Annotated in this window: 18 protein-coding genes; 15 read left to right on the forward strand and 3 right to left on the reverse strand. The window is 47.0% G+C overall.

Annotated features, from left to right (window positions below; all coding sequences use genetic code 11):
- The first annotated feature begins 54 nt into the window (after window positions 1-54).
- The 4 genes from rsmB (at window position 55) to ONE56_RS13495 (ending at window position 4,844) form a co-directional block, all read left to right on the forward strand.
- A complete protein-coding gene (gene rsmB, locus ONE56_RS13480) occupies window positions 55-1,338 on the forward strand; it encodes a 16S rRNA (cytosine(967)-C(5))-methyltransferase RsmB (RefSeq protein WP_423840015.1) in 1,284 nt (427 codons plus the stop codon).
- Window positions 1,339-1,402: 64 nt separating this feature from the next.
- Window positions 1,403-2,779 (forward strand): Trk system potassium transporter TrkA, encoded by a 1,377-nt coding sequence (gene trkA, locus ONE56_RS13485; RefSeq protein ID WP_041157151.1) that lies wholly within the window; start codon window positions 1,403-1,405, stop codon window positions 2,777-2,779.
- A gap of 9 nt (window positions 2,780-2,788) precedes the next feature.
- Window positions 2,789-4,234, forward strand: a complete 1,446-nt coding sequence (locus ONE56_RS13490) for a TrkH family potassium uptake protein (protein ID WP_331438651.1) — start codon at window positions 2,789-2,791, stop codon at window positions 4,232-4,234.
- Window positions 4,235-4,259: 25 nt separating this feature from the next.
- The gene (locus tag ONE56_RS13495; protein WP_423840016.1) at window positions 4,260-4,844 is read left to right on the forward strand and encodes a DUF3157 family protein; all 585 of its coding nucleotides are present in this window, start codon (window positions 4,260-4,262) and stop codon (window positions 4,842-4,844) included.
- 51 nt (window positions 4,845-4,895) lie between these two features.
- Here the strand turns inward: ONE56_RS13495 and trhA are convergent, their stop codons facing one another.
- Window positions 4,896-5,549 carry a PAQR family membrane homeostasis protein TrhA gene (gene trhA, locus ONE56_RS13500; protein WP_423840017.1) on the reverse strand — a complete coding sequence of 218 codons (654 nt, stop codon included), beginning with the start codon at window positions 5,547-5,549 and terminating at the stop codon, window positions 4,896-4,898.
- Between the two features lie 66 nt (window positions 5,550-5,615).
- Window positions 5,616-6,428, reverse strand: a complete 813-nt coding sequence (locus tag ONE56_RS13505) for a sporulation protein (RefSeq protein WP_041157148.1) — start codon at window positions 6,426-6,428, stop codon at window positions 5,616-5,618.
- A gap of 299 nt (window positions 6,429-6,727) precedes the next feature.
- Here ONE56_RS13505 and ONE56_RS13510 point away from each other — a divergent pair, with 299 nt between their 5' ends.
- The 6 genes from ONE56_RS13510 (at window position 6,728) to ONE56_RS13535 (ending at window position 12,350) form a co-directional block, all read left to right on the forward strand.
- Window positions 6,728-6,898: a hypothetical protein gene (locus tag ONE56_RS13510; protein ID WP_128814743.1), complete on the forward strand. Its 171-nt coding sequence runs from the start codon at window positions 6,728-6,730 to the stop codon at window positions 6,896-6,898.
- 111 nt (window positions 6,899-7,009) lie between these two features.
- The gene (locus tag ONE56_RS13515; protein ID WP_041157147.1) at window positions 7,010-7,276 is read left to right on the forward strand and encodes a YihD family protein; all 267 of its coding nucleotides are present in this window, start codon (window positions 7,010-7,012) and stop codon (window positions 7,274-7,276) included.
- Window positions 7,277-7,746: 470 nt separating this feature from the next.
- Complete coding sequence (gene ccoG, locus ONE56_RS13520; protein ID WP_423840018.1) at window positions 7,747-9,174, forward strand: cytochrome c oxidase accessory protein CcoG; 1,428 nt, start codon at window positions 7,747-7,749, stop codon at window positions 9,172-9,174.
- Window positions 9,175-9,228: 54 nt separating this feature from the next.
- A complete protein-coding gene (locus ONE56_RS13525) occupies window positions 9,229-10,215 on the forward strand; it encodes a serine/threonine protein kinase (RefSeq protein WP_423840513.1) in 987 nt (328 codons plus the stop codon).
- A 164-nt stretch (window positions 10,216-10,379) separates the two neighbouring features.
- Window positions 10,380-10,982: a thiol:disulfide interchange protein DsbA/DsbL gene (locus tag ONE56_RS13530; protein WP_423840019.1), complete on the forward strand. Its 603-nt coding sequence runs from the start codon at window positions 10,380-10,382 to the stop codon at window positions 10,980-10,982.
- Between the two features lie 405 nt (window positions 10,983-11,387).
- Entirely contained in the window at window positions 11,388-12,350 is a 963-nt protein-coding gene (locus tag ONE56_RS13535; RefSeq protein WP_423840020.1) for a DUF2860 domain-containing protein, read from the forward strand.
- A 35-nt stretch (window positions 12,351-12,385) separates the two neighbouring features.
- Here ONE56_RS13535 and ONE56_RS13540 read toward each other — a convergent pair whose 3' ends face one another.
- Window positions 12,386-13,909, reverse strand: a complete 1,524-nt coding sequence (locus ONE56_RS13540) for a YifB family Mg chelatase-like AAA ATPase (protein WP_331438656.1) — start codon at window positions 13,907-13,909, stop codon at window positions 12,386-12,388.
- A 504-nt stretch (window positions 13,910-14,413) separates the two neighbouring features.
- Here ONE56_RS13540 and ilvG point away from each other — a divergent pair.
- The 5 genes from ilvG to ilvA are packed head-to-tail and all read left to right on the forward strand — an operon-like array spanning window position 14,414 to window position 20,713.
- Complete coding sequence (ilvG, locus tag ONE56_RS13545) at window positions 14,414-16,060, forward strand: acetolactate synthase 2 catalytic subunit (protein ID WP_041153758.1); 1,647 nt, start codon at window positions 14,414-14,416, stop codon at window positions 16,058-16,060.
- An 11-nt stretch (window positions 16,061-16,071) separates the two neighbouring features.
- On the forward strand, window positions 16,072-16,356 hold the full coding sequence (gene ilvM, locus ONE56_RS13550; protein ID WP_014233403.1) for an acetolactate synthase 2 small subunit: 285 nt from the start codon (window positions 16,072-16,074) through the stop codon (window positions 16,354-16,356).
- Between the two features lie 12 nt (window positions 16,357-16,368).
- Entirely contained in the window at window positions 16,369-17,307 is a 939-nt protein-coding gene (gene ilvE / locus ONE56_RS13555) for a branched-chain-amino-acid transaminase (protein WP_423840021.1), read from the forward strand.
- A 14-nt stretch (window positions 17,308-17,321) separates the two neighbouring features.
- Complete coding sequence (gene ilvD / locus ONE56_RS13560) at window positions 17,322-19,163, forward strand: dihydroxy-acid dehydratase (RefSeq protein ID WP_423840022.1); 1,842 nt, start codon at window positions 17,322-17,324, stop codon at window positions 19,161-19,163.
- A gap of 5 nt (window positions 19,164-19,168) precedes the next feature.
- Window positions 19,169-20,713 carry a threonine ammonia-lyase, biosynthetic gene (gene ilvA, locus ONE56_RS13565; protein WP_041153761.1) on the forward strand — a complete coding sequence of 515 codons (1,545 nt, stop codon included), beginning with the start codon at window positions 19,169-19,171 and terminating at the stop codon, window positions 20,711-20,713.
- Window positions 20,714-20,823: the final 110 nt, after the last annotated feature.

Below are 20,823 nucleotides of genomic sequence, written 5' to 3' on the forward strand. Positions count from 1 at the left end.
TAATACGAACTTTTAGAGGGCAGAGATGCCCTCCTTTATTTTAAGGTACTCATCATGAATGTGCGCGCTGCGGCTGCCAACGTCTTGTATCTTGTCGTCGACAAGGGCCACTCACTTTCCAGCGCCCTTCCAGCGGCTCAACAAACCATTCGGTCTCGTGACCATGCGCTGCTTCAGGAAATCTGTTACGGTGCATTACGCTATTTACCACGTCTGGAAACCATCGCTAATCAATTGATGGATAAACCGCTTAAAGGGAAACAGCGTGTATTCCACCACCTGATCCTAGTTGGCATTTATCAGCTAAGCTTTATGCGTATTCCAGCTCATGCTGCGGTCGGTGAAACCGTCGAAGGCACCAAAGATCTGAAAGGTCCACGCCTACGTGGGTTAATTAACGCCGTATTGCGTAACTACCAGCGCAGTCAAGAAGAACTAGACGAGGTTGCCGTAAGCAGCAATGCAGGAAAATATAGTCACCCAAGCTGGTTATTAAAACTGCTCCAAGCGGCTTACCCAGAGCAATGGGAAAATATTGTTGAGGCCAATAACAACAAGGCTCCTATGTGGTTAAGAGTAAACCACCAACACCACTCACGAGATGAATACCTAACGCTACTCAAAAATGAAAACATTGATAGCACGCCACACACACAGGCCCAAGACGCCCTAAAATTGGCAGCACCTTGTGATGTGAGTCAGTTGCCCGGCTTTGATAAAGGGTGGGTTTCAGTACAAGATGCAGCCGCTCAATTGTCGCTCAATTACCTCACACCTCAAGATGGCGAGTTGATTCTAGACTGCTGCGCCGCACCTGGTGGTAAAACAGCGCACATTCTCGAACGCACATCAGGTAGCGAAGTGGTCGCGATTGACTGCGACGACACAAGATTGAAACGTGTGCATGAAAACCTAGAGCGTCTCAACCTTCAGGCAAAAGTGATTTGCGGAGACGCTCGTGATCCTCAACAATGGTGGCAAGGTGAGCAATTTGATCGCATATTACTTGATGCGCCTTGCTCTGCAACCGGTGTGATTCGTCGCCACCCAGACATTAAGTGGCTTCGCCGCGCTGAAGACATTACGGCGTTGGCAGAACTGCAAAGTGAAATTATTGATGCTATGTGGACGCAGTTGAAACCTGGCGGTACCTTGGTTTATGCGACGTGTTCAATCACACCACAGGAAAACGTCGAGCAAGTCAAAGCGTTTTTAGCACGCACGGCAGATGCGACATTGGTCAACTCAGATCCTAAGCAACCTGGACGTCAAATTTTACCAGGCGAAGAAGATATGGATGGCTTCTACTACGCTGTACTAAGCAAAAAACACGCGTAACAGCATACTAAATAGGGCGATTGGAACCATTTCAATCGCCTTTTTCAGATAACGAGAAAAGAGTATGAAAATCATTATTCTTGGTGCAGGTCAAGTTGGCGGCACACTGGCAGAAAACTTAGTGGGTGAGAACAATGACATCACCATCGTCGATAACGATTCCGATAGACTGCGTGAATTGCAAGATAAGTATGACTTGCGCGTCGTCAATGGGCACGCAAGCCACCCAGATGTGCTGCATGAGGCAGGTGCACAAGATGCTGATATGCTCGTCGCGGTGACTAACACAGATGAAATCAATATGGCGGCATGTCAGGTTGCTTTTACTCTGTTTAACACCCCCAACCGAGTCGCTCGTATTCGCTCACCAGAATACCTGGTTGAAAAAGAAGCTCTATTTAAATCCGGTGCCATTCCCGTCGATCACCTTATCGCACCTGAAGAACTGGTCACCAGTTACATCGAACGCTTGATCCAATACCCAGGGGCCTTGCAAGTGGTCAGTTTTGCCGAGCAAAAAGTCAGCTTAGTGGCAGTCAAGGCCTACTATGGCGGTCCTTTGGTTGGCAACGCCTTATCCGCGCTTCGTGAACACATGCCGCACATTGATACCCGGGTTGCGGCAATTTTCCGTCAAGGTCGCCCTATCCGCCCACAAGGCACAACGATTATCGAGGCAGATGATGAAGTGTTCTTTGTGGCTGCAAGTAACCATATCCGCTCTGTCATGAGTGAGTTGCAACGTCTTGAGAAGCCATACCGCCGTATTATGATTGTCGGTGGGGGTAACATCGGTGCGAGTCTTGCGAAGCGTCTAGAGCAAACTTACAGCGTCAAACTCATAGAACGCAACTATCAGCGAGCCGAACGACTTTCTGAAGAATTAGAGCAGACCATCGTGTTTTGTGGTGACGCAGCGGATCAAGAACTGCTCACTGAAGAGAACATCGACCAAGTGGATGTGTTCATTGCCCTAACCAATGAAGACGAAACCAATATTATGTCAGCCATGTTGGCCAAACGTATGGGCGCGAAGAAAGTGATGGTGCTGATCCAGCGTGGGGCTTACGTTGACTTAGTGCAAGGTGGGGTGATTGATGTTGCAATCTCACCACAGCAAGCAACCATATCAGCATTGTTGACGCACGTTCGTCGTGCTGACATCGTGAACGTTTCCTCGCTACGTCGCGGTGCAGCTGAAGCCATTGAAGCCATTGCACACGGTGATGAAACGACATCCAAAGTGGTTGGCCGTGCAATTGGCGATATTAAACTGCCGCCAGGTACAACGATTGGAGCGATTGTACGTGGTGAAGAAGTATTGATCGCCCACGATCGCACCGTCATCGAGCAAGATGACCACGTCGTGATGTTTTTGGTCGACAAGAAGTACGTGCCAGACGTCGAAGCGCTGTTTCAGCCGAGCCCATTCTTCCTTTAGGATTTTCCTATGGTCAACTTACGTCCCGTGCTGTTCGTTATTGGGCTGGTTTTATCCAAACTGGCTCTTTTCATGTACGTGCCTACTTTGGTCGCCTTTTTTACCGGTACCGGTGGATTCCTCGACTTTGCCCAAGCCGTGGTGATTACCCATATTGCTGCGTTTATCTGCCTAACGATTGGCAGGACCTCACGGTTTAAACTCAGCGTACGTGACATGTTTCTTATCACCAGCTTAGTTTGGACCATCGCCAGCGCATTTGCGGCACTGCCCTTCGTTTTCATTAACCATATCAGCTTTACCGATGCCTACTTTGAGACCATGTCCGGTATTACCACCACAGGCTCTACAGTACTCAGTGGTTTAGACAATATGGCTCCGAGTATCTTGTTATGGCGCTCTATATTGCAATGGCTGGGTGGTGTTGGGTTTATTGTTATGGCAGTGGCTGTTTTACCAATGTTAAACGTTGGGGGGATGAAACTGTTCCAGACCGAATCATCCGACTGGTCAGACAAAAGCAGTCCGCGCGCCAAAACCGTGGCTAAAAACATCGTCGCGGTTTATCTCATATTAACTGGTGCCTGCATTGCGGGTTATGTACTGACAGGAATGAGCTGGTTTGAGGCTATCAATCACGCTTTCACCACACTTTCCACCGGCGGGTACTCGACATCAGATGGTTCCATGAACCACTTCTCCAATGGCGCACATTGGGTTGCTACCGCCTTTATGTTTATGGGTGGCTTGCCGTTTCTTCTGTTTGTCGCCGCGTTACGTAAGCGTCGAATCGAGATTTTACTTAAAGATGCTCAGGTCCGAGGTTTCGCTTACCTGTTTTTAGCATCCAGCCTTGTTGTCGCAGGATGGCTGGTTATTCGAGATGGATACACGATACTAGATGCCTTGCGCGTCTCCATGTTCAATATTGTATCGGTTGTGACGACCACGGGTTTTGGCCTCGAAGACTTTACCGCTTGGGGCGCTTTACCAACCACACTGATTGCCTTTTTGATGTTGGCAGGGGCTTGCTCTGGCTCAACCGCTGGTGGGATTAAAGTGTTCCGTTTTCAAATCGCGATGACATTACTCAATAAACAAATGATGAAGTTGGTGCATCCGTCCGGCGTCTTTGTTCAACGTTACAACCAACGCCCGGTCAATGACGATATCGTGCGTTCGGTTGTCGCATTCGTTTTGATGTTTTTTATCACCATCATTTTTATCGCAGGTTGCTTGAGCGGGTTGGGCTTGGATCCTGTCACGAGTATCTCTGGCTCTATTACCGCCGTGGCGAATGTCGGACCCGGAATGGGCTCCGTGATCGGACCAACAGGTAACTTTGCACCACTACCAGATACAGCCAAATGGCTGTTAAGCTTTGGGATGTTAATGGGCCGACTGGAAATTTTGACCATTCTCGTGCTGTTTTTCCCGGCGTTTTGGCGCCGCTAGTCTTGCTCACAAAAAAGGGATCACAATGAAAATATCAATTACCCTAGCGACGTTACTTGCAACCTCCTCGGTTTATGCCGCAGAGGTAGTCACCCTTGCTGACGGACGTGAAGTGAAATTAAATGATGACTTCACATGGCACTACGTGGTGAACAACCCCACGCTAAACACGACAAAAGTGGAAAAAGCGGCCATAAATACACCCATTAATGCAGCCCCTACTATCGCAACCATTCCGGTTGTCACGAAAAACGTTGGTACCACAGTGGTGGTGAATAGCAAGAAGCCAACCCTACAGCTTTCTGATTCTGGCGTTGATATTTTACTGGGAGCGGCCAGCTACGAGAATGGTAAGTTGATTTTACCGACTTCGCTCACCAATCAGAGCACTCAGTCTGTGATTCAGGTTGAAGTGAAAATAGAAGTATTTGATATGTCAGGTAACTCACTGGTGAAAGAGAATGTGACAATCTGGCAATCCATCAAACGAATGGCAGAAACCTACCTTCGTCCAAAACACGCAGAGCAAGGCAAAGCGATTCAACTCACCGTGCCAGAATCCCAGCAATACCAACTGACCGCAAAAGTGATTGAAGTGGTCACGCGTTAACGACCAGACTTCGTTGAGCAAACTCGTAGCCACGAGATTTGCTCAACAGACCTAAACGGGTTCAACAAAGTAATAGATAGCGAAAAAGTGACACACGCAACCCGCCAAAACAAAACCATGCCAAATCGCGTGATTAAATGGGATGCGCTTAGCAACGTAAAATATTACCCCGATAGAATACACCAAGCCACCTACAGCCAACAGCGTCAAGCCGGTAATATGCAAATGGATCGCCAGCTGATAAATCACTATCAACGAAAGCCAGCCCATGACTAAATAAGAACCCAGTGATAGCTTCTTGAACCGAGAAATAAACGCAACCTTCATCATGATGCCAATCAGTGCAATTGTCCAAATTACGATCATCAAACCTATCGCTAGAGGCGTGCGTAAGCTCACCAATAAGAAGGGGGTATAACTGCCCGCGATCAATAAATAAATGGCGCAGTGATCAAACGTTTTCATCCAACGTTTTACGTTTGGATGAGGAATAGCGTGATAAAGTGTGGAAGCTAAAAACAGCACTATAATACTTGAGCCGTAAATCGCCATACTGGTTAGAGTCAATGTGTCGGCCTGATGCTCGAGTGCTTTGACCAGCAAAAGTACAAGACCAACGATCCCCATGACCATACCGATGCCGTGAGTAATTGCGTTGGCCCACTCTTCCGTTTGGCTGTATTGAGGTTTCTGTGGAGAAGACATCCCTGCGCCTATACTAGAGTGTTGAACAATAACTCTAGTATGGCACATTAAGCTTACACGTGTAAGCTAAAACTCATTTTCGTGCAGCGCGGTGGTTTGATCTAGGTAGTCGATCACGATATCGCCCACGTTTTCTGGGCTGGTCGTAACTGGAATCACCATTTCACGTTTCAGCTTTCCGCTTCCAAGTAAACTTGCGAGCATGCCACTCGTCCCTTTGCGAGTGCGATCAACTTCAAACCATAACTTGAGTTCATCTGCATTTCTGTGCGCAACAAACTCCAGTTCGCGCCACACACCATGGTATGGACCATCAGTTGGTACCATTTCAAACTCTTGAACAAAAGGCAGCTCGAAGCCGTCCACTTCTTCACATTCGACCTGACGAATTCTTAACCCTTGTGCTTCTAGTGCAGACAATACCGCATCCATCAACGGATCAGGGCGCACGGTTAACGTATCTTTATCCGTAGGATCGAGCGCGGCAGAAACATCGAGTCCCGTTTCAAGCCAGACTTTGGCGTCACCAATGGTTACTGGTGTATTCCATGGCACATTAAGCTTGGCATCAAACGTACGCTCTTCACCGGAATGAATAACAAATGCGTAAGGGAGGCTCCATTCAGCGAGAACATGGGTTTGTGGTACTCGGCGCATCATGTGCCCCTCACGAGAGCCTCTATCATCCAAAGTTTCAGCGATATAACGGCAACACAGTTTCAGATCAATATTGTCGATCGCTTGCTCTGTTGCGCCACCATACACATGGATAGACACATCCACACTTTGACCGGGGTAAACCACATCCTGATTTAGAATCGAGTCTACTTTAGCACTGCCGATTCCAAAACTTGCAAGTGTCTTCTTTAAAAATGACATATGCACCTCCTTCGTCTATGCCTCATACTACTACTGCGGTTCTCGGGATCAAAACAAAATTTTTTCTCTCTTTAAGGGTAAAAATAACAAAATTGAACGAATTCAATTGCTCAACTATCGACCAACGAATATAAGGGTGCTAATCTAATAACTGATATGCATGCATATCGCTATTCCTGAATTACTAATTGGATTGGCGAGAGCCAAATGAGCCTCCTTCAGGTTAAAACTGGAGCCGAACTCGTAGTAATTTAGGCCATAACATCGGCAATGGATATGCCTGACAGTTAGGTAATGCAATGCGCCCAACAACAGTCAGGTTCGCACACACCAATAGTAGTGCAATGCGCCGCCGCAGTGGCTTTACTCAAGCACCGAAAGCGCAGCAACGTAGTACGCCAGCAATGACATTAGTTGATAAACTTGCGATGACATCAAAAGCTTCGACCAAAGTCATCAAAGCAGCTTAATCAAAAGCGCAGTATTCACTGCGCTTTTTCTTTTCAACGTTTTCTTATTTGTCTTCTCGATGCAATTTGGTACCTTAAACAAAATACTTACAAAATTTGTGGAGAAGGAAAATGAAGTGTCATCGTATTGAAGAGTTAATCGAGCTGTTGGAGCCTGAGTGGCACAAAGATCAAGAAATGAATCTCATACAGTTTATTGTCAAATTAGCGGGCGAAGCGGGTTTTAATGGCAATCTGGAAGATTTAACCGATGATGTACTGATCTATCATCTGAAAATGCGCAATAGCAACAAAGACGACATGATCCCTGGGCTAAAGAAAGACCAAGAAGATGATTTCAAAACCGCGCTATTACGTGCTCGTGGTGTAATTAAATAGCGCAGCCCCTACCTTTCAGAAGCGATCCATCAAAGGTCGCTTTTTTACAACTGAATACTGCCCATCTGGATAAATGAGCGTTCGATTGATTCCCCAGCAAAATCGCTCGGAACACGACCCAGACTGTCGTTACTAATGACTCACATGACAAAGTAGATAACACCTCTTAAAGCGATTATTACCCACTAAAATGATCAAAAGCGCATTTAAATAGACGCACTGTTCAGACAATTATCAGGTCAACTGTACTGTTTTTTGTTGTTAAACATTGACTGCGTTAAAGAAAAGAAATTGTTATTGATCGTATAATCGCCACACATCAGTGTTTACTAAACTATATACTCGATCAATCTCACGATGAGTTGCCAAAGGCGAATGTTGAGGTTGCTTGAGTATAAACATAGCAATGCATCGAGTGCCAACAATAGAAATGGCACCGTAGCCTATAAAAAGCCCAGAAGGAAAGCTAAATGAGTCAGGATAAAGACAAGATCGATATCAAGGATGTGACTCCCAAAACCTTTAACCCAAAAACACATAAAGGCAACGGGGATCGTTTTAACCCAAGCAATCGTATTTATGTGCGTGAGAGTAAAGGGACTTACCAAAAACTGCGACGCTATGGTGGCTGGTTTTTGTTGCTGCTGTTTGCCTTAACACCTTGGATTCCTTATGGAGAACGCCAAGCGATTTTGCTCGATATCGGCAACCAACAATTCAACTTTTTTGGCACCACCTTATATCCACAAGATCTGACGCTACTCGCGGTACTGTTTGTCATCGCGGCTTTTGGGCTGTTTTTCATCACCACCTTTTTAGGTCGGGTTTGGTGTGGCTACCTCTGCCCGCAAACCGTCTGGACTTTTATGTATATCTGGTTTGAGGAAAAACTCGAAGGCAGTGCAAACAAGCGTCGTAAACAAGATGGCAACAAATTAACCGCTAATTTAGCCATGCGTAAAGCCGCCAAACACCTAGCGTGGTTTGCGATCGCACTTGCAACAGGCTTCACCTTTGTCGGTTACTTCGTGCCGATGCAGCAACTGGTTATTGACTTCTTCACTCTCAATGCCAGTTTCTGGCCAATATTCTGGGTGCTATTTTTTGCTTTTTGCACATACGGCAATGCTGGCTGGATGCGCTCGATTATGTGTATCCACATGTGTCCCTACGCACGTTTTCAGTCAGCCATGTTCGATAAAGACACCTTCATCGTCGGGTATGATGCGAAACGAGGGGAAAAACGCGGTCCTCGCCCACGTAAAGCAGATCCAAAACAGCTTGGTCTAGGTGACTGTATTGACTGTGATCTATGTGTTCAGGTGTGCCCTACTGGCATTGACATCCGAGATGGCTTGCAATATGAATGCATCAACTGTGGTGCGTGTATCGATGCTTGTGACCAAACCATGGATCGCATGGGATATGAGAAAGGACTGATCAGTTATACCACAGAGCACCGCCTATCCGGCAAAACCACGAAAGTTCTGCGGCCAAAATTACTCGGTTATGGCGCCGTCCTATTGATCATGATTGGGCTGTTCTTTGCGCAAATTGCATCTGTGGATCCTGCAGGCCTGACGGTCATTCGTGACCGAAACCAACTATTCCGTACCAACAGCGCCGGGGAAGTGGAAAATACTTATACCCTTAAAGTAATCAACAAAACTCAACAAACACAGAAATACGCTCTCAATGTCACCGGAATGGGTGATGTGAGTTGGTATGGCAAACAAACCATTCAAGTTCAACCTGGTGAAGTTTTGAACCTGCCAATGAGCCTTGGTGTCGATCCTGACAAGCTAGACTCTCCTATCACCACGATTCAGTTTATACTCACCGATAAGAGCAACCAATTTACCATCGAAGTAGAAAGCCGGTTTATCAAAAAGCTGTAGCATGACTTACGGTGCCCAATGGAAAAAGGCTCAGCAATGAGCCTTTTTATTTATATGTCTCAAGGTACTTTTAACTTTGACGCCCTTACCCCTGATTTTATGTGGTATGCGTTAGAAAGCATCGGTATTCGAGCTGAGTCTGGGTTTCTCCCACTTAACAGCTACGAGAACCGCGTTTATCAATTTACTGATGAAGAGCGTCGCCGCTATGTGGTTAAGTTCTACCGCCCAGAGCGCTGGCGTCATGAGCAAATACAAGAAGAGCACGACTTCACTTTAGAACTCATCGACAATGAAATTCCCGTTGCACCGCCTGTATTGCTTAATGGTCAAACCTTACATCATTACCAAGGATACGCCTTTGCCCTGTTTGATAGTGTCGGTGGGCGCCAGTTTGAAGTCGACAACTTACAACAACTGGAAGGCGTGGGAAGGTTCCTCGGGCGCATTCACAAGGTCGGCAGCAGAACCAACTTTCAACACCGACCAAGCATTAGTTTGCAAGAATATCTCTACCAACCACGTGAGCTGCTCCAACATTCATCGATGATCCCAATGCATTTGGAAAACAGTTTCTTTAATGACTTAGATCTGCTGATCCAAGCGATTGAACATCACTGGCCATCCGAACTCAATTCAATTCGTCTTCATGGTGACTGCCATCCAGGGAATATTCTGTGGCGCGATGGACCAATGTTCGTTGACTTAGACGATGCGCGCAATGGTCCCGCGGTGCAAGATCTGTGGATGCTGTTAAACGGTGATCGACAAGATAAAATCATGCAGCTCGACATCATATTGGAAGCATACCAAGAGTTTTGTGACTTTAACCCAACAGAATTGAAACTAATCGAACCTCTTCGCGGTCTACGAATGGTGCACTATATGGCATGGTTGGCCAAACGTTGGCATGACCCAGCATTCCCTCTCGCATTTCCGTGGTTCAATGAACCGAAATACTGGGAAGGCCAAGTCCTTGCATTTAAAGAACAGATAGCCAACTTAGAGGAAGCACCACTGTCGTTAATGCCACAATGGTGATAAAAAACCAAATAACATACACTTAACGTTCTTACGCCCAATGGTGCTTAAAAAACCAAGTGTAAAATGTTACCGGGACTGTAACCTGTCATTCTCGTTGACCTAATGTTCTTGAGGTGATTTGGGGTTGATTCAGCCCAACAATTAAAAATGGAGATATTTACATGAAAAAGCTGTTCGCATTATTTTCTATGCTGATGTTCAGTCTGTCAGTCAACGCAGCGCAATTTAAAGAAGGTGAGCATTACAAGGTTTTAGATTTAGAAGCATCAAAAAAACCAGTCGTCACCGAGTTTTTCTCATTTTATTGTCCACACTGTAATGCGTTTGAACCTATCATTCAGCAATTGAAGAAACAGCTACCAGAAGGTGTGAAGTTACAAAAGAATCACGTGTCTTTCATGGGTGGTAACATGGGAGCGTCAATGAGCAAAGCGTTTGCGACCATGGTAGCGCTAAAAATTGAAGACCAAATGGTGCCAGTAATGTTTAATCGCATCCACAACCTGCGTAAACCACCACGTGACGATGCAGAGCTGCGTCAAATCTTCGTAGATGAAGGCATCGATGCGAAAAAGTTTGATTCAGCCTTCAAAGGGTTTGCTGTCGATTCAATGGTTCGTCGCATGGACAAACAGTTTGAGGACAGCGGTCTTACGGGTGTACCTGCTGTGATCGTGAATAACAAATATCAAGTCCAAGCACAGAGCATCAAATCAACCGATGAGTACTTCGCGCTGGTCAACTACCTGCTGACCCTAAAGTAATTTTCACCCCATCGCGGTTGAGATATACACTGTAAGATCAAATATCAAGGGGAGCCGTATGTGCTCCCCTTACTTTTAGAGCAAGATTTACTCGTTATCGAGATAACAGGTATACCCAAGTACCTGTTCATCGACCAATCACGATTGAGCAAGCGGTCGAATTGACCATCACCCGAGATGCGTGAGTGAAAAGTAACACTTATGAGAACATGATCATTTAACAAAAAAATAATAGGGTGATTAATAAAACAGCGTGTAATTATACGACTCTATCGTTACATTAGAATGTGTGTAAGAAGGGTCTTACGTGTTACCTAGCTATTCTCGGGCCGTTTTCACACAACAATTTTCACATAACAATGCTTAAGCAAATAATTGTTCATTCGACATTTTAGGAGATCACGAATGAGACTAAAGTTGGCACTCTTACCTTTAGCCTTGGTAGTCAGCACTTCTCAAGCACAACTGGCAGACAGTCAGGGGTTTAGTGGAGAGATATCGGTTATCGCTGGTTATGCTTCTACCGAGTCGAACTTAAATACAGACAATAGCAAAACGATAAACTCACTTAACCAGAAAGGAGAAAGTGAGAGTTCTGCCGTCATTGCACCATTGGGTAATGTGGCTTACACGTTTGGTAGTGCCCTTAACCACCAAGTCTATATGGGTACGTCACGTTCTGATGTCGCCATAGGTACACTGGCCTTTCAATTAGGTTATCAGTATCAATTAGATTCAGGTACAGTCCTTGACTTCTCTTACTTGCCAACCCTAGTGGACGGTGAAACCTGGAGCAATCCATACCAAACTGGCTCAGCACGCAGCACAACCGATGAAAGCGGCAATGCTTTTCGATTCCAAGCCAAAGGCCTTATCGATAAAAACTTTAACCTCGAACTTGGCTACGCCGAGCGTGACGTTGAAAATGACGACGTGATTGGGTTTGACGATTCACTCGCACGTGATGCTGACGTCTACTACTTCAAAGGTAGCTACCGTATTTCAATGACCCCAACTTCCTTTCTACAACCTGCGTTTACTTACATCATGCAAGATGCAGAGGGCGATGCAGAATCATTCGATTCATACGGTGCGGATCTAAGTTGGTTCAAATTCATCAACCAGCATCGCTTAGCTCTGACTGCTGGTTACACATTGAAAGACTTTCAATCGGCAAGTCAAACATTTGGCAAGAAACGCAGCGATGACACCTTAAGCCTATTCGCTGCTTATGAGTACGAAAACGTATTCGATTGGCAAGACTGGTCGTTTGTTTCTTTTGCTGGCTACAGTCAAACCGATTCAAATCTCACCTTCTTTGATGAGAAAGAGTACTTGCTCTCACTTGGCTTAAACTACAAATTCTAATCCCGCTTAACTCATCGCTATAGTGACTGAAGCAACTAAACCGCTTGTGCTGTTAGTTGCTTCAGTAGTCTATCCATTGCTCGGTAACCAAGTGCTTCGGCAAGATGAGCGCGCTCAATATGCTTTGCGCCATCTAAATCTGCGATGGTTCTGGCAACCTTAATAATGCGATGATACGCTCGGATAGATAACCCCAAACGATGCAAAGCCGTTTCGAGAAACTCGGCGTCACTTTTCTGTAAAGGACAAAACGTTTCAATCTCTCGACTGCCCAACAACGCGTTCACTTTACCACTGCGCGACAGCATACCTTCGCGAGCAGTATTCACCCGTTGCTTTACGACGGCAGTCGATTCACCACGCTCCCCCCCTTGCGAAAGCGTGCCCTTTGGTAATGCTGGAATTTCTAACGACATATCAAATCGGTCAAGAAGTGGTCCAGATAGTCGCCCTAAATAGCGTAAGATCGCTTGAGGATTGGTGCGAGCTTGGTTACCTTCATAGTAACCGGTTGGGCTTGGGTTCAACGCGCCCACCAACTGAAATCGTGCAGGAAAGCGAGTTTTTCCTTGTGCCCGAGAGATAATGATTTCCCCAGACTCCAATGGCTCGCGCAAAGAATCCAAAACTTTCCGGTCGAACTCAGGCATTTCATCCAAAAAGAGCAACCCATTGTGTGCCAACGATATTTCGCCAGGGCGAGGAATAGATCCACCACCAACTAACGCTGCCATTGAGCTCGAATGGTGCGGTGAACGAAAAGGCCGCAGCTTCCAATTGTGCTCATTAATTTCACTTTGCGTCAGCGAGGCAACCGATGCCGTTTCCATCGCTTCTTCATCACTCATTTCCGGTAACAAGTCACACAAACGCGATGCCAACATCGTCTTTCCGGTACCAGGAGGGCCAAGAAACAATAGGTTGTGGTTGCCAGCTGCTGCAATTTCGAGTGCCCTTTTACCTTGTTGTTGACCGATAATATCTTGCAGATCGCGTCCATGCTTCGTGGCTTTCCTTAGTTTAGGAGATTGATAAAGTTCAAGCTTTTGCTGGCCACACAACTCTGCACAAACTTCCAATAAAGAGTGCGCGGATTTGTGCAGCTCTTTCGCCACCAGCGCAGCCTGATCACCATTGACGTTCGGTACCACCAAATGACGTTGAATTTTACTCGCTTCTAACGCTGCCGGGAGCACGCCTTTTACCGATCTTAACTCACCGGAAAGTGCTAACTCTCCAACAAATTCGTAGTTTTTCAGCTTATCTGTGGCAATTTGTGCCGAAGCCGCCAAAATCCCCAAAGCAATAGGTAAATCGAAACGCCCACCTTCTTTGGGTAGGTCCGCTGGCGCCAAGTTCACTGTTATTCGTTTAGCAGGAAACTGAAAGTTAGAATTGATGATCGCGCTACGTACCCGATCTTTAGACTCTTTTACTGTGGTTTCAGGTAGCCCAACCAAGGTAAAACCTGGCATGCCATTGCTGATATGAACTTCTACACTCACCGAGGGCGCTTGCACCCCGACACTTGCCCGACTATGAATGATTGCCAGCCCCATACGCTCTCCAAGTTACTCAATACTCATACCCCTACAGAGAACCTCACTGTTCCAACCTGTTTGGGTATAACCAAATGTTTTTTATATGTACTTATGTTATATACCGCGTACAAACTGGGGGTTAATGTGAAAAAAGAATGACTTTTTGCTTGTCATGCAACGGAATTGTGTGATACCACTAGAGACGCAAACAATTGCGTAGAACATTACACAAAAAATTAACGATAGAAATTAACGACAGACAGATGAACCTATTCGCCAAATTCAATTCACTGCTAGCCCTGATTATCGTGGTCATTATTGGCATCACGCGGGGTGTTGTGGGCGAAAGGTAACCACAAATTATAAAAAACCCCCGCACTGAAAAGTCCGGGGGTTTTTTTACAACTACAAGTTGTCATCTGTCTAACCCTTGGACAGTTTAACGGGAAGAATGGGAGTGCACATGAAGTGCAACACATATGGCGATAGCTACGAGCCTCAACGTAGCAAAGGAGGTTTACGATGACTGGAGCACAACTTGTCGTAGCCGCTTTAAGACAGCAAGGCATCAATACCATATTTGGCTACCCTGGCGGAGCCATCATGCCCATCTATGATGCCTTGTATGACGGAGGTGTTGAACACATCTTATGCCGTCATGAACAAGGGGCAGCCATGGCCGCTATAGGTATGGCTCGTTCAACTCAAGATGTTGCTGTTTGCATGGCAACTTCCGGCCCTGGCGCCACTAACCTCGTTACCGGTCTTGCCGATGCGTTCCTTGATTCCGTTCCACTGGTCGCCATTACGGGTCAAGTAGCCAGCTCCCATATCGGTACCGACGCCTTCCAAGAAATGGATGTGATCGGTATGTCCCTCGCCTGTACCAAACACAGCTACTTGGTCACTGAAATCGAAGACCTAGCTCCAACACTGGCTGAAGCATTTGAAGTAGCCAAAACCGGTCGTCCAGGTCCTGTTATTGTTGACATCGCTAAAGACGTTCAGCTTGCACAGGCACCAACCGATTTGCTGCCACCATATGTTGCACCGCCTATCGAAGATGTTGCCGCCGCAGACGTTAAGCGAGCTCAAGAAGTGTTAGCCGCTTCGACACGCCCTGTACTTTACGTCGGTGGTGGTGTTCAGCTCGCCAAAGCAACGGATGCAGTACGAGAGTTCTTACGTCTGAACCCTATGCCAGTGGTAAGCACTCTGAAAGGCCTAGGCACCATTGAACGCCACGATCCCCATTACTTGGGCATGCTAGGTATGCACGGAACCAAAGCCGCAAACCTTGTTGTACAGGAATCGGATCTGTTGATTGTTGTTGGTGCGCGATTTGATGACCGTGTGACAGGAAAACTCGACACGTTTGCTCCGAATGCAAAAGTGATTCACATTGATATTGATGCGGCAGAAATTCATAAGCTGCGCCACGCCAATGCTCCACTGCGTGGTGACATCAATACGATTCTTCCTCAGTTAGAACTGACACAAGACATCACTCCTTGGGTTCACCACAGTGAAAGTTTACGTAGTGGCTTTAAGTGGCGTTATGACCACCCTGGCGAGCTTATCTATGCGCCACTATTACTCAAACAGTTATCCGATATGATGCCGGATAGCTCGATTGTCTCAACGGATGTCGGCCAACATCAGATGTGGGCAGCACAGCATATTCAGCCGCGTGATCCGCAAAATTTCATCACCTCCGCAGGTCTAGGCACGATGGGCTTTGGCCTACCCGCAGCGATGGGGGCAGCAGTCGCGCGTCCGGATGATCAGTCTATTCTTATAACGGGTGACGGGTCATTTATGATGAACGTCCAAGAATTAGGTACATTAAAACGTCGCCAAATTCCGGTGAAGATTGTGCTCCTTAATAACCAACGCCTAGGCATGGTGCGCCAGTGGCAATCGCTATTTTTCGATGGCCGCCACAGTGAAACCATTCTTGACGACAACCCTGACTTCGTGATGCTAGCCAAAGCATTCGATATCCCGGGCAAAACCATCACCAAGAAAGAAGAAGTGGAACCAGCATTGAAAGAAATGCTCGCGAGCAAAACTTCTTACATGCTTCACGTTTTAATCGATGAAGAAGAAAACGTGTGGCCTTTGGTACCGCCAGGCGCCTCAAACAGTGATATGTTGGAAAACACATAGGAGACCATCACATGGACAGATATTTACTCGATATCAAAGCCGATGACAAACCGGTACTGTTAGAGCGCGTTCTACGTGTGATTCGTCACCGAGGCTTTGTGATAAAACAAGTTGCCGCGACCCAAAACCATGAAAGTAAAGTGGCCAGCGTGGAGATCATTGTCGATAGCGATCGACCAATTTCGTTTTTGATCAATCAGATTGAAAAGTTGTGGGACGTGCGTAAAGTTGAGGTGCTAAAAATCCGCAACGATGAACTGCCAAATCACAACTTACAACAACAAGTAAGTGCATAAGGAAGGCAATAAATGGCAACGAAAACAGCAGATTTCATTTGGTTTAATGGCGAGATGGTGCCATGGGCAGAGGCAAACGTACACGTTTTGACTCATGCGATGCACTACGGTACCTCGGTATTTGAAGGCGTACGTTGTTACAACACGCCCAAGGGTCCAATTGTCTTCCGTCACCGCGAGCACGCACAACGCTTAAAAGATTCTGCCAAGATTTATCGCTTCCCTATTCCATACTCTGTGGAAGAAATCATGGAAGCCACCCGTGAAACCTTACGCCAAAACAAACTGGATAATGCTTACATTCGCCCACTGGGTTTTGTTGGTAATGTCGGCTTAGGTGTATGTCCTCCAGTCGGCACTGAAATGGACCTGATTATCGCGGCGTTCCCATGGGGTTCGTATTTAGGTGAAGAAGCATTAGAGAAAGGCGTGGATGCCATGATTTCCAGTTGGAACCGCGCTGCACCCAACACCATTCCAACCGCAGCAAAAGCGGGAGGCAACTACCTATCTTCATTATTAGTAGGCGGTGAAGCTCGTCGTCACGGTTACGATGAAGGTATTGCGCTCAGCGTGGACGGTTATCTGTCGGAAGGCGCGGGTGAGAATATCTTTGTCATCAAAGATGGCGTGATCACAACCCCACCAGCAACCAGTGCGATATTACCGGGCATCACTCGTGACTCGATCATGACCATTGCGCGTGATAAAGGCTATGACGTACGCGAAGCGAACATCGCTCGTGAAGCACTTTATCTAGCGGACGAAGTCTTTATGACCGGAACCGCAGCGGAAATCGTACCTGTCGCAACCGTCGACAAAATTGAAGTGGGCAGCGGTAAACGTGGCCCTATCACTAAAGAATTGCAACAAGCCTACTTTGGCCTATTTAACGGCACCACTGAGGACAAGTGGGGCTGGTTAGACTATGTGTACCCAGAGCAGAAGTAAGAAGGAATTAAGAAATGCCAAAATATAGATCAGCAACCACCACACATGGTCGTAACATGGCGGGTGCTCGTGCGCTCTGGCGTGCTACTGGTGTAAAAGATGATGACTTCGGAAAACCAATCATCGCGGTCGTGAACTCATTTACTCAGTTTGTTCCGGGGCACGTTCACCTTAAAGATATGGGTCAATTGGTTGCCGGTGAAATCGAAAAAGCCGGTGGTATCGCGAAAGAATTCAATACCATTGCGGTCGATGACGGCATCGCAATGGGTCACGGCGGCATGCTTTACTCATTGCCGTCACGTGAACTGATCGCCGACTCTGTGGAGTACATGGTCAACGCACACTGCGCTGATGCTATGGTGTGTATTTCGAACTGTGACAAAATCACTCCGGGAATGATGATGGCAGCAATGCGCCTTAATATTCCAGTGCTCTTCGTGTCTGGTGGCCCGATGGAAGCGGGTAAAACCAAGCTTTCTGATCAGATCATTAAACTCGACTTGGTTGATGCAATGATCCAAGGCGCCGATCCAACGGTTTCGGATCAACAGAGTGAACAGATCGAACGTTCCGCGTGTCCAACTTGTGGTTCATGCTCAGGCATGTTTACCGCCAACTCAATGAACTGTCTAACCGAAGCGTTAGGCCTCTCTCAGCCAGGTAACGGGTCTATGCTGGCAACGCATGCCGACCGTGAGCAATTGTTTATTAATGCTGGTAAACGCATCGTTGAACTAACAAAACGTTACTACGAACAAGATGACGCATCTGCCCTACCGCGTAACATCGCTAGTCGCGCAGCCTTTGAAAATGCGATGGCATTGGACATTGCCATGGGTGGCTCTAGCAACACCGTTCTGCACCTGTTAGCAGCGGCACAAGAAGGTGAAGTAGACTTCGACATGAACGACATCGATGAGATGTCTCGTCGCGTTCCTCACCTATGTAAAGTGGCTCCATCGACCCAGAAATACCATATGGAAGATGTCCACCGTGCGGGAGGCGTCATGGCTATCTTGGGTGAGCTAGACCGCGCAGGCTTGTTAAACGGTAATACACACACCGTCCTGGGCATGACCATGCAACAGCAGCTTGCCGAGTACGACATCATCCAAACCGAAAACGAAGAGGTACTTAAATTCTTCCGCGCTGGTCCTGCAGGTATTCGTACCACCCAAGCCTTCTCGCAAGATTGCCGTTGGGATCGCCTTGACGATGACCGTGTTGATGGCTGTATCCGCTCAAAAGACAACGCATTCAGTCAAGAAGGTGGTCTAGCGGTCCTTTCCGGTAACATTGCCGTTGATGGATGTATCGTTAAAACCGCTGGTGTAGATGAAGAAAACCTTAAATTCCAAGGTCCTGCAATTGTTTTCGAAAGTCAAGATACGGCAGTGGATGGTATTTTAGGCGGTAAAGTGAAAGCTGGTGAAGTGGTTGTTATCCGTTACGAAGGGCCTAAAGGCGGTCCAGGTATGCAAGAAATGCTTTACCCAACAACGTACCTAAAATCCATGGGTCTGGGTAAATCGTGCGCCCTACTAACGGATGGCCGTTTCTCAGGTGGAACATCAGGCTTATCAATCGGCCACGCCTCTCCAGAAGCGGCGAGTGGTGGTACGATCGGCTTGGTTCAGGATGGTGATATTATTACCATTGATATCCCAAGCCGTTCCATCACACTTGATGTCCCAGAAGATGAGCTCGCTGCACGCCGAGCAAAACAAGATGAGTTAGGCTGGAAACCCGCAGACCGTCAACGTGACGTTTCTTTTGCGCTGAAAGCGTACGCAAGTATGGCAACCAGTGCTGACAAAGGGGCAGTACGAGACAAATCTAAGCTAGAGGGCTAGCAGCGATGGAATCTCAACCCGAAAAGACAGTCAATCAAACTGGCGCAGATTATCTGCGTCAAATCCTACGTGCACCGGTTTATGAAGTCGCAACGGTCACCCCTTTACAAGACATGCCTCGCTTGTCTGCACGCATTGGCAATCATGTACAGATCAAACGTGAAGATCGCCAACCTGTGCACTCATTTAAGCTACGCGGGGCATACAATATGGTCGCTAGCTTATCGGAAGAGCAAAAAGCCGCGGGAGTGATTGCCGCTTCAGCAGGTAACCATGCTCAAGGCATGGCGCTTTCTGGAACCAAATTAGGCATCAAAACAACGATTGTGATGCCAAAAACAACACCAGATATCAAAGTTGACGCTGTGCGCAGCTTTGGTGGTAATGTCGTCCTGCATGGCAGCAACTTTGATGAAGCCAAAGCAGAAGCTGAGCGTTTATCGGAGGAGTATGGTTACACCTTCGTACCTCCGTTTGATCACCCACTAGTGATTGCCGGGCAAGGCACCATTGGCATGGAAATGCTGCGACAAAATGGTCACTTAGAATACATTTTTGTGCCAGTGGGCGGTGGTGGCTTAGCCGCTGGTGTTGCAGTATTGGTGAAACAACTGATGCCAGAAATCAAAGTCATTGCAGTCGAGCCAGAAGATTCTTCGTGTCTGAAAGCAGCGCTGGATGCAGGTGAGCCGGTGGTTCTTGATCAAGTCAGCATGTTTGCTGATGGGGTTGCGGTAAAACGCATTGGTGAAGAGACGTTCCGTTTATGCCAGAAATACATTGATGGCCATGTTGCTGTGTCTAGTGACGAAATCTGCGCCGCAGTGAAAGACATCTTTGAAGACACCCGAGCCATCGCTGAGCCTTCTGGTGCGTTGGCTTTAGCAGGCTTGAAGAAGTTCGTAGAACAAAACCATCTCGAAGGCAAAAACTTAGGTACCGTCCTTTCTGGTGCTAACACCAACTTCCATGGTCTGCGTTATGTTTCCGAGCGCTGTGAACTGGGTGAAAAGCGCGAAGGTTTGCTCGCGGTGACCATTCCAGAGCGCCAAGGGGCATTCTTAGAGTTTTGCAACTTGATTGGTGGTCGTGCTGTTACTGAGTTCAACTACCGCTACAACGACGATCAGTTAGCCAATATCTTTGTCGGTGTACGTCTGCAAGGCGGGCAAGAAGAACTGGAACAAATCATTCACGATCTTCGTGATGGGGGTTATCCCGTCGTGGATCTTTCCGATGATGAAATGGCGAAGCTACATATTCGCTATATGATCGGCGGAAAACCATCAAAGCCACTGACAGAGCGTCTGTACAGCTTTGAATTTCCTGAATACCCGGGCGCACTGCTTAAGTTCCTCAGTACGTTAGGAACACATTGGAACATCAGCTTGTTCAACTATCGCAATCATGGTGCCGATTACGGTCGAGTTCTTTGTGGTTTCGAGTTAAATGAAGGCGATTTGGCCCAGTTTACGACGCACTTACGTGAGCTTGGTTACCAATATAAAGATGAAACAGACAACCCATCGTATAAGTTCTTTTTATCCTAAGTTGTGCTGATACTCATCCACCTAAAACACCTCGCCATCGCGAGGTGTTTTTAAACCAAGCACAATCATCAAGTTCTCAAAAATGGCCTAAGAACCATGGCAATGGCGAG

It is taken from the genome of Vibrio mytili (assembly GCF_049563345.1).
Lineage (GTDB): Bacteria > Pseudomonadota > Gammaproteobacteria > Enterobacterales > Vibrionaceae > Vibrio > Vibrio mytili.